The organism is Novosphingobium sp. HNCC26BN242, from assembly GCF_057180525.1.
Genome location: NZ_JBXUGM010000006.1, coordinates 51,195 through 66,743, shown reverse-complemented (window position 1 = coordinate 66,743; position 15,549 = coordinate 51,195). Strand labels below are relative to the sequence as shown.

Annotated in this window: 11 protein-coding genes; 9 read left to right on the top strand and 2 right to left on the bottom strand. The window is 63.0% G+C overall.

Annotated features, from left to right (window positions below):
* The first annotated feature begins 18 nt into the window (after positions 1-18).
* The 8 genes from ahcY (at position 19) to trxA (ending at position 13,002) form a co-directional block, all read left to right on the top strand.
* Positions 19-1,428: an adenosylhomocysteinase gene (gene ahcY, locus AC2A1F_RS18240; RefSeq protein WP_484210210.1), complete on the top strand. Its 1,410-nt coding sequence runs from the start codon at positions 19-21 to the stop codon at positions 1,426-1,428.
* Positions 1,429-1,683: 255 nt separating this feature from the next.
* Positions 1,684-4,032: a sensor histidine kinase gene (locus AC2A1F_RS18235; protein ID WP_484210209.1), complete on the top strand. Its 2,349-nt coding sequence runs from the start codon at positions 1,684-1,686 to the stop codon at positions 4,030-4,032.
* Positions 4,029-4,478 (top strand): tRNA (adenosine(37)-N6)-threonylcarbamoyltransferase complex ATPase subunit type 1 TsaE, encoded by a 450-nt coding sequence (gene tsaE / locus AC2A1F_RS18230; protein ID WP_484210208.1) that lies wholly within the window; start codon positions 4,029-4,031, stop codon positions 4,476-4,478. The genes AC2A1F_RS18235 and tsaE overlap by 4 nt, the downstream gene beginning before the upstream one ends.
* The gene (locus tag AC2A1F_RS18225) at positions 4,469-5,452 is read left to right on the top strand and encodes an aminoglycoside phosphotransferase family protein (protein WP_484210207.1); all 984 of its coding nucleotides are present in this window, start codon (positions 4,469-4,471) and stop codon (positions 5,450-5,452) included. The genes tsaE and AC2A1F_RS18225 overlap by 10 nt, the downstream gene beginning before the upstream one ends.
* A complete protein-coding gene (locus AC2A1F_RS18220; RefSeq protein WP_484210206.1) occupies positions 5,449-6,171 on the top strand; it encodes a nucleotidyltransferase family protein in 723 nt (240 codons plus the stop codon). Before AC2A1F_RS18225 ends, AC2A1F_RS18220 begins: the two co-directional genes overlap by 4 nt.
* A gap of 1 nt (position 6,172) precedes the next feature.
* Positions 6,173-9,145: a PD-(D/E)XK nuclease family protein gene (locus tag AC2A1F_RS18215; protein ID WP_484210205.1), complete on the top strand. Its 2,973-nt coding sequence runs from the start codon at positions 6,173-6,175 to the stop codon at positions 9,143-9,145.
* Positions 9,112-12,621 carry a double-strand break repair helicase AddA gene (gene addA / locus AC2A1F_RS18210; protein WP_484210204.1) on the top strand — a complete coding sequence of 1,170 codons (3,510 nt, stop codon included), beginning with the start codon at positions 9,112-9,114 and terminating at the stop codon, positions 12,619-12,621. The genes AC2A1F_RS18215 and addA overlap by 34 nt, the downstream gene beginning before the upstream one ends.
* Positions 12,622-12,681: 60 nt before the next feature.
* A complete protein-coding gene (trxA, locus tag AC2A1F_RS18205; protein ID WP_484210203.1) occupies positions 12,682-13,002 on the top strand; it encodes a thioredoxin in 321 nt (106 codons plus the stop codon).
* Positions 13,003-13,129: 127 nt separating this feature from the next.
* Here the strand turns inward: trxA and AC2A1F_RS18200 are convergent, their stop codons facing one another.
* Both AC2A1F_RS18200 and argJ read right to left on the bottom strand, forming a co-directional pair.
* The gene (locus AC2A1F_RS18200; RefSeq protein ID WP_484210261.1) at positions 13,130-13,900 is read right to left on the bottom strand and encodes an inositol monophosphatase family protein; all 771 of its coding nucleotides are present in this window, start codon (positions 13,898-13,900) and stop codon (positions 13,130-13,132) included.
* A 32-nt stretch (positions 13,901-13,932) separates the two neighbouring features.
* On the bottom strand, positions 13,933-15,159 hold the full coding sequence (gene argJ / locus AC2A1F_RS18195; protein WP_484210202.1) for a bifunctional glutamate N-acetyltransferase/amino-acid acetyltransferase ArgJ: 1,227 nt from the start codon (positions 15,157-15,159) through the stop codon (positions 13,933-13,935).
* 107 nt (positions 15,160-15,266) lie between these two features.
* Between argJ and AC2A1F_RS18190 the strand changes: the two genes are divergently transcribed.
* On the top strand, positions 15,267-15,533 hold the full coding sequence (locus AC2A1F_RS18190) for a hypothetical protein (protein ID WP_484210201.1): 267 nt from the start codon (positions 15,267-15,269) through the stop codon (positions 15,531-15,533).
* The last annotated feature ends 16 nt before the right edge of the window (positions 15,534-15,549 follow it).

Sequence of the window (15,549 nt, the reverse complement as noted above, 5' to 3'; positions counted from 1 at the left end):
TTATCAGGAGACTGCTTCGTGGCCAGCGTACTTGACGCCAAGAACGATTATGTGATCGCCGACATCGGCCTTGCCGACTTTGGCCGCGCCGAAATCAAAATCGCTGAAACCGAAATGCCGGGCCTGATGGCTCTGCGCGAAGAATTCGGCGCATCGCAGCCGCTCAAGGGCGCGCGCATCACCGGTTCGCTGCACATGACGATCCAGACCGCCGTGCTGATCGAAACGCTGACCGCGCTGGGCGCCGAAGTGCGTTGGGCCACTTGCAACATCTATTCGACGCAGGACCACGCCGCTGCCGCTATCGCCGCTGCTGGCATCCCCGTGTTCGCGATCAAGGGCGAAACGCTGGCCGAGTATTGGGACTATGTCGGTTCGATCTTTGATTGGGGTGACGATATCACCACCAACCTGATCCTCGACGACGGCGGCGATGCCACCATGTTCGCGCTGTGGGGCGCGCGCGTCGAAGCCGGCGAAAAGCTGTTCGAACCTTCGAACGCCGAAGAAATCGAATTCGTCCGCGCTCTCAATGCCTTCCTGAAGCGCAAGCCCGGCTACCTCACGCAGTCGGTGCGCAACATCAAGGGCGTTTCGGAAGAAACTACCACGGGTGTCCACCGCCTGTATCAGATCGCCAAGGACGGCAAGCTGCCTTTCCCGGCAATCAACGTGAACGATTCGGTCACCAAGTCGAAGTTCGACAACCTCTATGGCTGCAAGGAATCGCTGGTTGACGCGATCCGCCGCGCTACCGACGTCATGCTCGCCGGCAAGGTTGCCTGCGTTGCCGGCTTTGGCGACGTTGGCAAGGGTTCGGCGGCATCGCTCCGCCAGGGCGGCGCGCGCGTCATGGTCACCGAAGTCGATCCGATCTGCGCATTGCAGGCGGCGATGGAAGGCTATGAAGTCGTCACCATGGAAGAAGCGGTCAAGCGCTGCGACATCTTCGTAACCGCAACCGGCAACGAAGATGTGATCACCGCTGAACACATGATGGCGATGAAGCCCATGAGCATCGTGTGCAACATCGGCCACTTTGACAGCGAGATCCAGATTTCGGCGCTCGACAACTACAGCTGGACCGAAGTGAAGCCGGGCACTGACCTTGTGCAGTTCCCCGATGGCAAGCAGATCATCATCCTCGCCAAGGGCCGCCTGGTGAACTTGGGCTGCGCCACCGGCCACCCCAGCTTCGTGATGAGCGCAAGCTTCACTAACCAGACGCTGGCGCAGATCGAGCTTTGGACCAAAGCCGAGAACTACAAGAACGACGTGTACGTTCTGCCCAAACACCTCGACGAAAAGGTAGCTGCGTTGCATCTGGAAAAGCTGGGTGTGCAGTTGACCAAGCTGAGCAAGAAGCAGGCGGATTACATCGGCGTGCCCGAAGTTGGCCCGTTCAAGCCGGATCACTATCGCTACTAAAAGCAGCGTTTGTGATCCGAGTCCCCGCGAAGGCGGGGACCTCAGTCGGTTTACGCTGACCGAGCCGGAATACGCAAAAGCCCTCGCTATCATGCGGGGGCTTTTGTGCGTCTGAGGGGTTCCTTTATACGCCTGAAGCCCCCGCCTTCGCGGGAGCGCGTTCCTGAAGAGGGTAGGGCAAGTAACGCACAGTTGATCCTGCCAAAACAATTCACCGCATTGTAATTGTGCAGCGCACGCCGTAGCGATTGGGCCATGCCGTTGCTTTCCCAGACTGCGCTGGTCCTTATCGGGTTACTGCTGGCCGCGTGGACGGCGGGGGCGGGCTGGTTCGTGCTCGATGCCCGCCGCCGCGCGCGTAAAGGCGAAGCGGTGCAGCGTCAGGTCCGCAAGCTGGCACGGATGATCGATGAATCGCCCGCTTTGCCGCTGCTGGTCCGTGCCGATGGCCGGATCGAAGGTCCGGCAAGGCTGGCCGGGTGGTTCGGCTTCGATGCCATGCCGGGCTTCCTGTCCGAACTCGATGCGGAAGCTCGCGGCTTTGATGAAGTGCAGCTTTCGCGGCTCAGCGATGCGGTGCGCAAGGCGCAGAAGACCGGCGCACCGTTTCGCATGGCACTGACGCCCAAAACAGGCTCGCGCAGCCTTGCTGCACATGGCCACCTCGCTGATCCCCAAGTTTCGCCGGGGGGATCGGCTCTGGTGTGGTTTTTCGATTTTTCGGAAAGTCAGGAAGAACTGGTGCGCCTGCGCGAAGAAACGCAGAGCGCGAAGGCCGATTTTGCCGGACTTTCGGGTCTGATCGAGGCGGCACCTTTGCCGATGTGGTTCCGCAGCCCTGATCTGAAGCTGCGTCTGGTAAACAGCGCTTATGTGAAGGCGGTGGGTGCAACCAGTGCGGAAGCGGTGATTGCGCAGGGGATCGAACTGGTCGAGCCAATCGATGGGTTGAGCGCCCCCCAGGTTGCGCGCCAGGCGCAGGCGCGGCGTGTGCCGGTTGAGCGGTCCGTGCTAGCCACGGTGAAGGGCCAGCGCCGCGCCGTGCGCGTGATCGACCTGCCACTGGGCGATGAAGGCATTGCCGGATATGCCGTGGATATCGAGGAAATGGAGGAGTTGATCCGCCAGTTCCGCCGCTTCCGCGAAGCGCAGCGCGAAATGCTCGATACGCTCTCAGCCGGTATCGCACAGTTCGATGAAAAGCGGAACCTTGCCTTCGCCAATCAGCCGTTCCTGCGCATCTTCGGTGTGCCGCAAGCATGGGTGGTCGATACCCCGCCGTTTGACCGGGTGCTTGACCGGATGCGCGATGCCGGACGCCTGCCCGAAGTGCGTGATTTCCCCGAATGGCGGCGGGAGCGGCAAACGTGGTTCCTGTCACGCGTGCCGGTGGAGGAATCGTGGCACCTTTCAGGCGGCACGCACTTGCGCGTGGTGGGCCAGCCCATGCCCGATGGCGGGCTGCTGATGATCTTTGAAGATCGCACCGAACAGCTCCAGCTTTCGGCCACACGCGATACGCTGCTGCGCACCCGCACGGCCACGTTCGACAACCTGTTCGAATCGCTCGCCGTATTTGCTCCCGATGGCAAATTGCAGCTGTGGAACCGGCGCTTTGCCGCGGACTGGGGTCTGGAGGAGGAGTTTCTCACCACCCACCCGCGCGCCGATGTGCTGCTGAACCGGCTTGCGCCTCTGCTAAAGCGGCCTGCGCAGATCGGAACCATCGCGCAAGTCATTCAGGCCGCCACATTGGAGCGCAAGCAGCGCACGGGTCGGCTGACGCTGGCCGATGGGCGGCACCTTGCGCTGGCCGGTGTGCCCTTGCCCGATGGCAATGGCATGCTGACGGTGCTCGACATTACCGACAGCCAGAAGGCCGAAGCGGCACTGCGCGAACGCAATGCCGCGCTGGTTGAGGCTGATGCAGTCAAGACCCGCTTCATCGCCAACATGAGCTATGAATTCCGCACGCCGCTCACCTCCATCGGCGGCTTCGCCGAACTGCTGCAAAGCGGGATTGCGGGCGAATTGACCGAGCAGCAGAATGATTATGTCGCTGCGATCCTCTCGTCGGTGGAGCGCCTTGGCGAGCAGATCGAAAACGTGCTCGACCTCTCGCAAAGCGAGGCAGGCACTTTGCCGCTTGCGCAGGAGTCAGTCGAACTGTTCCCGCTGCTGACCGATGTGGTGAATGAGCGGGCCGAGCGCTTGACGGCGGCCGGGCTGACGCTGGACTTGCGCGGTGACAAGTCTGCTGGGAAGGTGACTGGCGATGCACGGCGTCTGCGCCGTGCCTTTGGCCAGTTGGTGGACAATGCCATCGCCGCCACGCCCGAGGGCGGACGCATTCTGGTCGAGGCTGCGCGCAAGAAGGGCGGCGGGGTTCAGATCGTGGTTTCGGACAATGGACGGGGGATGGAGCCTGCCATTCTGGCCCGCGCGCTGGAAGGCCTGAAAGTCAGCGCCGATGGCAAGACGGTCGAAAGGCGCCAGGGTCTTGGCCTGCCGCTGGTGCGGCAACTGGTTGAGGCGCATGGCGGCACGCTGGAACTGATGTCCGAACCCGGCCTTGGCACCAGCGCGATCGTGGTTCTGCCATGATTATCGATCTACCTGATCTTGCAGCCTCGGAAGCATTTGCCAGACGCATCGCAGAGGCCTTGCGCGCAGGCGATGTAGTGGCGCTGTCGGGCGGACTTGGCGCGGGCAAAACGACGCTGGCGCGCGGCATCATTGCTGCGCTTGGCCATGATGGCGAAGTGCCCAGTCCAAGCTTTGCGATCATCGAACTCTACGATCCGCCTGCCGTTCGTCTGCCACTGGTCCACGCCGACTTTTATCGCTTGGAAGACCCGGCGGAGGCCGAAGAGATTGGCCTTGATGATTATCGGCAGGGCGCAGCACTGTTGGCAGAATGGCCCGAACACGCTGGCGGCTTTGCGCATGAAGCGGCGTGCCTCTCGATCCTGCTGGAATCCACGGAAAACGGCAGGCAGGCCATTGTAACGGCGGGGTCCGATTGGCTAGAGCGCATTCTATGGACCTGACCATTCCCACAGGCGCCGAAGCTTTCCTGACGCAGGCAGGCTGGGGCGGCGCCGCCATCGAACCCCTGCCGGGGGACGCTTCGTTCCGCCGCTATTTCCGCATCCGCCGGTCAAACGGCAACGCCATGCTGATGCATGCGCCGCCGCCAAAGGAAGACCCCCAGCCGTTCCTGCGCGCAGCCAAATGGCTGGATGCCAATGGATTGCGCGCACCCCATATTCTGGGTGAGGACGCCGAGGCTGGCTTTGTCCTGCTTGAGGATTTTGGCGAAGTGCGCATGCGCGAGTATCTCGACGCATGGCCGCAGGATGAAGATGAGGTCTACCGCAACGCCATTGATGCGCTAGTGCAGTTGCGAAAGCTGCCACCGGGGCCGTTCACCGGTTACACCTTGAACGAATACCAGCGCGAGGCAAAGCTGTTCGTTGACTGGTATGTTCCGGCGCGTGGGCTTTATGTAGATGGACGCAGTTGGGCCAATGCATGGGAGGATGTTCTCAGCCAATTGCTGCCCCGCCAGCGCCCTGGCGTGACCGTTCTCCGCGATTATCATGCCGAAAACGTAATGTTGCTTGGAGGTTTGGAAAAGCAGGGATTGCTCGACTTTCAAGACGCACTGGTGGGCCATTCGGCCTATGATCTGGTATCCTTGCTGCAAGATGCCCGGCGCGATGTATCCCCTGAACTCGAAGCGCGCATGCTCGATTATTACTTGCAGAGAACTGGTGAAGGTGAAGAGTTTCTAGCGGACTACGCGCGGCTTGGTGCACAGCGCAATGCCAAAATTGTCGGCATTTTCGTGCGACTGTGGAAGCGCGATGGCAAGCCACGTTACCTTGATTACATTCCCCGCGTCTGGGCGCTGATGGAGCGCGATTTGGCGCATCCCGCGCTGGCTCCGTTAGCGGCATGGTTCGATGCGCATATCCCGGCAGAGCTTCGGGCTGCAGGCGGGGGCCGGTTCGAACCATGAGCAAACTGCTGGCCAGCGATACCGCGATGGTCCTGTCTGCGGGCCTAGGCAAACGCATGCGCCCGTTGACGGCTTCGCGCCCCAAACCGCTGGTGCAAGTGGCGGGCAAGCCGCTGATCGATCACGCGCTGGACAAGCTGCAGGAAGCCGGTGTCACGCGCGCCGTGGTCAATGTGCATTATCTGGCCGACGCGATGGAAGCCTATCTTGCGCAGCGCAAGGTGCCTGCGATCACCATTTCTAACGAGCGCTCGCAGTTGCTGGAAACCGGCGGCGGCATGGCCAAGGCATTGCCGCTGATCGGTTCCGATCCGTTCTTTTGCCTGAACTCCGACAACATCTGGCTCGATGGTCCGCGCAACGTGTTTGCGCATCTGTCCGACCATTGGGACCCGGAGACGATGGACGCGCTGCTGCTGCTGGTTCCACACGCTCGCGCCTTCAACTATCGCGGCAAGGGCGATTTCCACATGGATGCGCTGGGCCGCATTTCGCGCCGCCGCACCGGGCGGATCGCGCCGTTCATCTTCAGCGGCATCCAAATCGTATCGCACCGGTTGCTGCGCGATGCCCCCGATGGCGCATTCGGAACGATGACACTGTGGGAGCGCGCGATTGCCGAAGGCCGGCTCTATGGCGTCTCGCATCAGGGTCTGTGGTACGAAGTGGGCGAGCCGCAAATGATTGCGCCGACCGAGGCAGCGCTCAAGCGCGACTGACATGGCAAGTGTCCCCTCCCGCCCGCGTGTATGGTCGATCGCGGCGCACCGGGGCTTTGCCGATGCGCTGGTCGCAGGCCTGATCCCGCGCTACCGCGAAGATCGCTTCGGCCTTGCGCGGTTGACGCTTTTGCTGCCCAGCCAGCGCGCTGTGCGCACCGTGACCGAAGCCTTCATCCGTGCGAGCGGGGCAGGGCTGCTGCTACCGCACATGGCGGTGGTGGGTGATCTCGATCTGGACGAAACGCTGGGGCCATTGCTTGATCCCATCGGTGCAGGGGCGGACATTCCCGCCGCTGTCGATCCTACCTTCCGCCTGCTGCGCCTTGCCGCACTGCTACGTGGTGAACTGGGCGATGAAGCACCCGGCGAAGCAGCGCTGATCCGGCAGGCCAAAGGAATTGCCCAAGGCATCGACCGGCTGCTGGTCGAAGGCGTGCGCGTCGAGGATATGCTGGACGAGGTCGTTGTCGGCATCGCCACAGAGCTTTCTGAACACTGGCAGAATGCCACCCGCCTGTTCGCAACCGTCTTTGCCAAATGGCAGTTTGAACTGGGGGAGTTGAACAAGGTCGATGCACCCGAGCGCCGCAACCGCTTGCTGGAATACGCGGCGCAAAGCTGGAAGGCCCGCCCGCCTGCGCATCCGGTTATCGCCGCTGGCGTAACCTCTGCCTCTCCCGCTGTGGCAAAATTGCTGCGCGTGGTGGCGGACATGCCCGATGGCGGTGTGATCCTGCCCGATCTCGATCTCGCGCTTGATCCCGAAGTCTGGGAAGCGCTCGGCTCTGCCGGTGGCCCAGACGGCGCAGTATTCGAACGCGGCGATGTCGTCACTCATCCGCAGTATCACCTGAAGCTGCTGCTTAACCGCATGGGCATTGCGTGGGGCGAGGTTGAACCATGGCACCGCTCCGGCCTGTCGCCCGCGCCGCCAGAGCGCAGCCGCGCGATTTCCAACTTGTTCCTTCCGCCCGAAGCAAGCGCCGCCTGGGTCTCGCTCGAAGCCAAGGACCGCCGCCTGTCCGGCGTGCGGGTCATGGAAAGCGCAAACCCGGAAGAGGAAGCACAGGCCATCGCCGTGCTGGTGCGCGAGGCTTTGGCGCAGCCCGAACGCCGCGTGGCGGTAATCACACCGGACCGCAGCCTTGCCGCGCGGATCGTTGCCCATCTGGCGCGGTGGAACATCGTGGCAGATGATACTGCGGGCCGTCCCTTGCCACAGACCGCAGCAGGGCGCGTTCTGCTGCAACTGGCCGAACTGGTGGCAGAGCGTGCCGCGCCTGTGCCTTTGCTTGCCCTGCTCGGCCATCCGCTCGTGCAACCGGGCGACGGGCGCGTGGCGTGGCTGGAGCGCGTTCGCCAACTCGACCTCACGCTGCGCGGTCCGCGTCCCGGACCGGGGCTTCCTGCCATCCGCCAATCGGTGGAAAAAGCGGAGAAACGCTACCCGGGCCTGACCGAGTGGTGGTCCGGCGTTGAGGACCTGCTGTTCCCCATCGTTGCGCTCGAAGGGGAAATCGCGCTCGACTTTGCGCTTAATGCTCTGTCCGAAGCTGGCGAGGCTTTGTGCGGAACGTTCCTGTGGGCGCAGGCCGATGGCCGCTGCCTTGCCCAGTTTGTCGAACGCTGGCGCGATGCGGCCACGGCTGCACCCACGCTGCTGGCGGTTGAGGAACTGCCCGCAATGCTGCGCGATGCGATGGAGGACGTCTCAGTCCGCCCGCCATACGGAGGTCATCCGCGCCTTGCCATCTACGGCCTGCTCGAAGCGCGGATGAGCCGCGCCGATCTGGTGATCTGTGGCGGGCTGACCGAAGGCACCTGGCCCGGAAAGCCAGCGCCCGATCCGCTGCTGGCCCCGCCTGTGCTGCGCGCGCTGGGCATTCCTGGGGCGGATTTCCGCATAGGCCTGTCGGCGCATGATCTTGCCGCAGCCTTGGGCGCGCCCGAAGTGGTGCTGAGCCACGCGATGCGCGATGCCAGCGGTCCGGTCATCCCCTCACGCTTCCTGCTGCGTATTCAGGCCATGTGCGGCAAGCAGTTGCAGCACGAAACCCGCGCCATAGCGCTGGCAAAGCGGCTCGCCGATCCCGCACCCGTCCCGCCCCATCCGCGCCCGCACCCGATGCCAAGCGCGCAGCAGCGCAAGGTCGCCATTGCGGTCACCGCGCTGGATCGGCTGCGCGGCGATCCCTACCAATTCTACGCTTCGGCCATTCTTGGCCTACGCAGTCTCGATCCGGTCGATGCCGATCCCACGCCCGCGTGGAAGGGTACGGCGGTCCACAAGATCCTGCAGGATTGGCACGATGCAGGCGGCGTTCCAGGGCAGCTTATCCCGATTGCCGAACGCAAGTTCGACGAGATGAGCGCGCACCCCTTCATGCGCGCCATGTGGAAACCGCGCCTGATCGATGCGCTGCACTGGATCGAGGAAGAGACTGATCGCCTTGCCGGTGAAGGGCGCGAAGTGCTCGTCGTCGAACAGAAGGGCAAGATCGAAGTCGATGGCATCACGATCCACGGGCAGGCCGACCGGATCGACAAGCTGGCCGATGGCACGCTTGCCGTCGTCGATTACAAAACCGGAATGCCGCCATCAGGCCGCATGGTGCAGGAAGGCTACGCGCTGCAGCTTGGCCTGATCGGCATGATCGCAAGCAAGGGCGGCATGGAAGACGTGGCGGGCGAACCTTCGCGCTTTGAATACTGGTCGCTCGCCCGCAACAAGCAGCGCACCTTCGGTTACATGGACACGCCCGTTCTGGAAGGCCGCAAGAAATCAGGCATCCCGCTCGACGATTTTCTGCCTGAAACCGAACGCTACTTGTGTGAAGCCATTGCCCGCTGGCTGCTGGGCCATGAACCTTTCACCGCACGGCTCAATCCCGATTTGCCGAGTTACACCGATTACGACCAGTTGATGCGCCTCGACGAATGGCAAGGCCGCGAAGGGGAAGGGGCGCAGTGAGCAAGGTCTATCCCCTCAAGGACAATCAGGCCCACGCCGTCCACCCGCAACGCACCGTGTGGCTTTCAGCCTCGGCAGGCACCGGCAAGACGCAGGTCTTGTCCGCCCGCGTGTTGCGTCTGTTGTTGCAGGACGGGGAAGAGCCAGAACAGATCCTGTGCCTCACCTTCACCAAAGCAGGCGCGGCGGAAATGGCCACGCGCGTCAACGAAGTGCTGGCAGGCTGGGTGCGGATGCCCGCCATCGACCTTGCGGCGCAATTGAAGGCCATCGGCGCCCCGTTCGGCCCTGAAACCGTGGCGCGTGCCCGCAGCCGCTTTGCCGCTGTGCTCGATTGCCCCGGCGGCGGCCTCAGGATCGAGACGATCCACGCCTTCTGCCAATGGCTGCTTGCCTCCTTTCCGGTCGAAGCGGGCCTTCGCCCCGGCACCCGCGCGATGGAAGACCGTGACCGCGCATTGCTGATGCGGCAGGTACTGGCCGAATTGCTGGTCAATGCCCAGGTGCAGGGCGATGAAAGCCTGATTGACAACCTTGCCGCGCTGTCGCGCCGGATGAGCGAGGATCAGGTCGAATGCTTCCTGCTGCGCTGCGCCAGCGTGCTCGATCTGTGGCAGGGCACTGGCGCATGGCAACCGCCGCTGCGCCCACGCATCAACCGGGTGATTGGGGTTGGCGAGGATGATGGCCCCGAAAGTCTGGCTGCGATGTGCGCGGATGATGCTTTCGATCACCGCGCTTTGCGTTCGTGTCTCGAAGTGCTGCTCGACTGGAACACCGCCAACGGTGCGAAGATGGCCGGGCCAATTGCGGCATGGTTGGCTGCCGACCCTGAAGCGCGCGCCAGCGACATTGAAGGACTGGCCAAGGCCCTGTGCAATGCCGAGGGCGAGCCGAAATGGCTCAAGAACCTGCTCAAGGTCGATGGCTCCTATGCCGAAGCAGCGGGTCGGGTGATCACCTGCATCGAAGCTGTAAAGGCGCGCAAGGCCCAAATCGATCTTGCCGAACTGCTCGAAACGGCGCTCACCGTCGGCCGCCGCTTCGCCCTTGCATGGGATGCGGCCAAGGCGCGCGAAGGTTTCATCGATTTCGACGATCAGATCCGCACCGCTGCAGACCTTTTGACCAACCGCACCAGCGCCGAATGGATCCGATTCAAGCTTGACCGCCGGTTTGACCATATTCTGGTAGACGAGGCGCAGGATACCAACGCCTCGCAGTGGGACATCGTACTCGAAGGGCTTGTTTCCGACTTCTTCACTGGCGAAGGGCAGCGCGGCCCAGCGGTGCGCACGCTGTTCGTGGTGGGCGATTACAAGCAGGCAATCTTTGGCTTTCAGGGCACGAGCCCGGAAAACTTCGCCCGCGCGAGCCATCGTGTGCGCGAGCAATTGGCCGCCGTGGCCGAAGTGCTGCGCGATCCTGACAGGGAACTGCTGGAACTTGGCCTTGGCCAATCGTTCCGTACCGCACGACCAATCCTCGATTTCGTCGATGCGGCCATTGACCACATTGGATGGGATCGGCTCGGCCTTGAGAAAAAGCCCGAACGCCATGTCGGGCTGGATATTCCCGGCACCGTGGGCATGTGGCGTGTGGTCGGCGATGATGTGCCAGAAGACGACGACGCAGGTGAAGGTGCGGGCGATGAAGGCGCGGAAAGCTGGCTCTCGCGCCCGGATCGCAAACTGGCCGATCAGATTGCCTTGCAGGTCAAAGGCTGGATAACCAGCGGCTTCCCGCTGACCAAAGGTGGCGCCCGAAATGCAGGACCCGGCGATGTGATGATCCTTGTGCGCAAGCGCAAGGAACTGGCCGGGCTGATCGTGGCGCGGCTGCATGCGCGCGGCGTGCCGGTGGCCGGGGTGGACCGGCTGCGTCTTGGTGCACCGCTGGCAGTCAAGGATTTGGTGGCGGCGCTGCGCTTTGCCGCGCAACCGCTGGATGACCTGAACCTTGCATCCTTGCTGGTCTCGCCGCTGATTGGATGGTCGCAGGAAGAGTTGCTTGAACATGGCTATCGCAAAAGCGGGATGCGCCTGTGGGACAAGTTGCGCCATGATCGGCATCCTGTGGCGGCGCAAACCACCGAAAAGCTGCTCAGCCTGCTGAACCGCGCCGATTACGATCCGCCGCAAGTGCTGCTGCACTGGCTGCTGGTCGGTCCGTGGGATGGCCGCGCGCGCCTTGTTGCGCGGCTTGGGCGCGAGGCGAACGATCCCATCGACGAACTGCTGAACGCCGCCATGGCCTATGCCAGCGCCAATGTCCCCAGCATCATCGGCTTCCTGCAGTGGTTCGATGCCGGCGAGGGCGAGCTGAAGCGCGAGGCGGGCAAGGCCGAAGGGCTGGTGCGGGTGATGACCGTCCACGGTTCGAAAGGCTTGCAGGCGCCCATCGTGATCTTGGCCGATGCGGCAGACGATCCCGATGCGTCGCCGCCGCGCGGTCTGGAACTGATCGAGGACGTTCTCGGCACACGCCGCAAAGTGCCGCTTCCACCTTTGCGCAAGGAAGAAAAAGCCCCTGCCGTGCTTGCGGCCGAAGCCGAAGCCGCGCGGGCGGAGCGCGAGGAGCATTGGCGCTTGCTCTATGTCGCCATGACCCGCGCCGAAGAAGCCCTGTTCATCGCCGGAGCCAAGGGCAAGAAGCGGCGCAGGGATGGTGGCGAACTGCCCAAGGATAGCTGGTATGCGCAGCTTGAGCCGCTTTTCGACGAAGACTGGCGAGAGGATGCGCTGTGGGGTGGCATCCGGCAAATCGGGGGCCCTCCGGCGTTTGCAGCGGCCAAGGCTGCTGTGGCCGAAGCGCCCCGCTTGGTCCTGCCCGATGTGCTGCTGACTCCCATCGGTGCCGAACCGCGTCCGCCAAGGCCGCTTGCGCCATCGTCGCTGGGCGAAGATGACGCGCCTGATCCACCCGCTTCGCCGGGACCGCTGGCGATGGTGGCTGCGCGGCGCGGGACGTTGATGCACCGCCTGATCGAACGCCTGCCTGAACTCGCTGTGGAGGATCGCCGCGCCGCTGGTCTGGCGTGGCTGGCACGTGCCGACGATACGTTCGATATGGCCGAGCAGGTCGCCATGGTGGATTCGGCACTGGCCGTACTGTCCCACCCCGGTTGGGCCGATGTGTTCGGGCCGGATTCGCTGGCCGAGGTGCCGCTTGCCGCCGTGGTTGGCGGGCGCGTGGTCAATGGCACGGTGGACAGGCTGGTGATCAACAAGGCGCGCATCCGTATTGTCGATTTCAAGACTGCACGCCGTCCTCCCGCTTCGCTTGCCGATATTCCAACGGCCTACATCCGGCAAATGGCAGCCTATGTCGCCGCATTGGAAGCGATCCATCCAGGCCTGCCGGTAGAGGCTGCGCTGCTCTATACCCACACGCCGGAGCTGTTCGTGTTGCCCACCGATCTGATCACGGCGCAAAAGCTGCGCCTTGCCGGTATGCAGGAATCCTTTGCGGGCTGATCGGTTGCACCGCGCGCCCGAGTGCCTAGATTGCCCTTAACCATTCAGGAGTTCACCACCATGTCGACCAAGGCCGTAACCGACGCAACTTTTGCCACCGAAGTGCTGGGCAACAGCAAGCCCGTGCTCGTGGATTTCTGGGCAGACTGGTGCGGTCCATGCAAAATGATCGCCCCTGCGCTCGAAGAAATCTCCGAAGAGCTTTCCGAACAGGTCGATATCGTGAAGCTCGACATCATGGAAAACACCGACATCGCCAGCCAGTTCGGCGTCCAGTCGATCCCGCTGCTGATCCTGTTCAAGGACGGCCAGCCAGTAGCGCAAAAGCTTGGCGCAGCGCCGAAGAGCCAACTCAAGGGCTGGCTGGAAGGCGTGCTTTAAGCCGAGCCTGAAAACCCAAAACTGTGCGTCCCCGCGAAGGCGGGGACCTCGTGCCGTTTACGCAAGCTCAGCGTAAAACGCCTGAGGCCCCCGCTTTCGCGGGGGTGCAATCTTTTGAGCGCTTGGATCAGCCCAACTTCGCCAACCGCTCCGCCATCTCATCAAACAACTGCGGACTAGCCGCACCGATCAGCCCCGGCTCCAGATGCCGGTCCACGCGATAGGCCGAACCATCCGGCCGCGCAGCCTTGCCACCGGCTTCGTTCAGAAACAGCACGCCCGCCGCGTGATCCCACGCCAGCGTCTTTTCAAACAGCGACACATCGTTCTGCCCCAGCGCGATGCGCGGATACTGCTCCGCGGCACAGCGCGGGATGTCGACCAGCGTGTAATGCGGAGCGATGTGTTCCATCATCGCAGCGCGCTTTGATTTGTTGACGAAAATCAGCGAAATAGCAGCAATAGGCTTGTCGGCTTCGCTTGGCCGTGCAGTCCAACGCTCGCCATTGATCCAAGCGCCTTCCCCGCGATGGGCAGTGCACAGGCGACCTGACAAAGGATCATAGATCCACCCGGCTATCGTCTCGCCTTTTTCAGCCAATGCCAGCAGGATACCGAACGGCGGCTTGCCCACCGCATAGTTGTTCGTGCCGTCAAGCGGATCGATAATCCAGCACAACCGGTCTGACAGCCGCTCGAAAATTGCCGGGTCTGCGTGGGCGGCCTCTTCGCCAACGATTGCCGCTTCGGGCAGGATCTTGGCCAACCCCTCGGCCAGCATGATCTCGCTTTCGGTATCGGCAATGGTGACGACATCGTCAGCCGCCTTGTTCGTCACTTCGTCCGAGCCAAGCCGCTGATAATGCTTGAGCAGCGTCTTTTCCGCCGTATCGCGCATCAGCGCGGCCACGGCGGCGTCGAGCGCGCGGGTCACGACCGGTAGTCCGCGTTGATCGAAATGTAGCCGTGGGTCAGGTCGCAGGTCCAGACGGTGGCCATGCCTTGCCCCATGCCTAGATCAACCTCTATGGAAATATCTTGGCCCTTCAGATGCTTGGCAACCGGCGCTTCATCATAATCCGGCACAGGTTGCCCGTTCAAGGCAGCCCATGTCCCGCCAAAGCCGATGGAAAGCCGGTCCCGGTCTGCCGGTTCACCTGCTTTGCCCACCGCCATGACAACGCGGCCCCAGTTGGCATCCTCACCCGCGATGGCGGTCTTCACCAACGGTGAATTGGCGATGGAAAGGCCCACTTTGCGGGCGCTTTCATCTGATACCGCGCCCGAGACGGTCGCTGCGATAAACTTCTGCGCGCCTTCGCCGTCACGCACAACGAGGTGCGCAAGCTGGCGGCAAATGTCCTCCAGCGCGGCAGCGAAGGCATCGGCGCCGGGGCTGTCGAACCCGGTCAGCACCTCGTTACCAGCCTTGCCGGTGGCGAAGGCCAGAACGGTATCGCTGGTGGAGGTATCACTGTCCACGGTGATGCACGAGAAAGTACGGCGGTTGGCCGCGGACAGACATTCCTGAAGGAATTCAGCGCTTACTGCCGCATCGGTGAAGATGTAGCCGAGCATCGTGGCCATATCGGGCGCGATCATGCCGCTGCCTTTGATAATGGCTCCTAAAGTGCACCTGGATGCACCTAACTGCACCGAGGCGTGGGCTCCCTTGGCAAAAGTGTCGGTTGTGCCGATGGTTCGCGCCGCTGTCTGCCAGTCGCACGGATCGGCTTGAATCGCCGCTTCGATCCCGGCCCGCGCCTTGTCTTTGGGCAAGGGAACGCCGATCACCCCGGTTGAGGAGACGAACACTTCTTCCGGCGCGCAGCCGAGGTGGTCGGCCACCTGCGCCATGATCTGCTCCACCGCCTCGCGCCCGCGATAGCCGGTGAAGGCGTTGGAATTGCCCGCGTTGACCACCAACGCCCGCGCTGACCCGCGCGCCACGTTCTGGCGGCCGAGTTCGACTTCGGAGGAGCAACACACATTGCGCGTGAAGACGCCTGCAACCGCAGTGCCTTGCGCCAGTTCAGCATACGTCAGATCGCAGCGGCCCCAGTCCTTGTAACCGGCGCGGGCGACGCGCAGGGTTACGCCAGCAATGGCCGGTATGGCGGGGAAGGGGGTGGCGAGCGGGGATGTGGCCTCGGACATGGTGCTGCGACTAGCCTGTGCCGGGGCGCGGTTCAACTGGCGTGCGCGCCTGCACAGTGCGTTTTCGTGATGGACGAATGCGGTGTTAATCCCTATTTGGCCAAGTAATGCGCATTTTCCTCGCTTTGCTGGCCATGATTACAGGCCTCTCCTTCCCGCAAGTGGCCGTGGCCATTTCGCGCGCGGAAGTGGCTGAGGCTGGCATGTCGGCACAAGCGGCGGCGATGGCGGCAAAGCCGCAGCAGCGCTGCATTTGCCGTGGTGGCGAGGTCCCGCAAAAGCGCACGAATGCCCGCCGCAAGACGGTGTGGCTTCCCGCGCCGGCGCTGGTCCGGCCTGGCACCATTCATTTGAGCGACCGCGCGCGCGAATAGCGCCGTGCATTCGCAT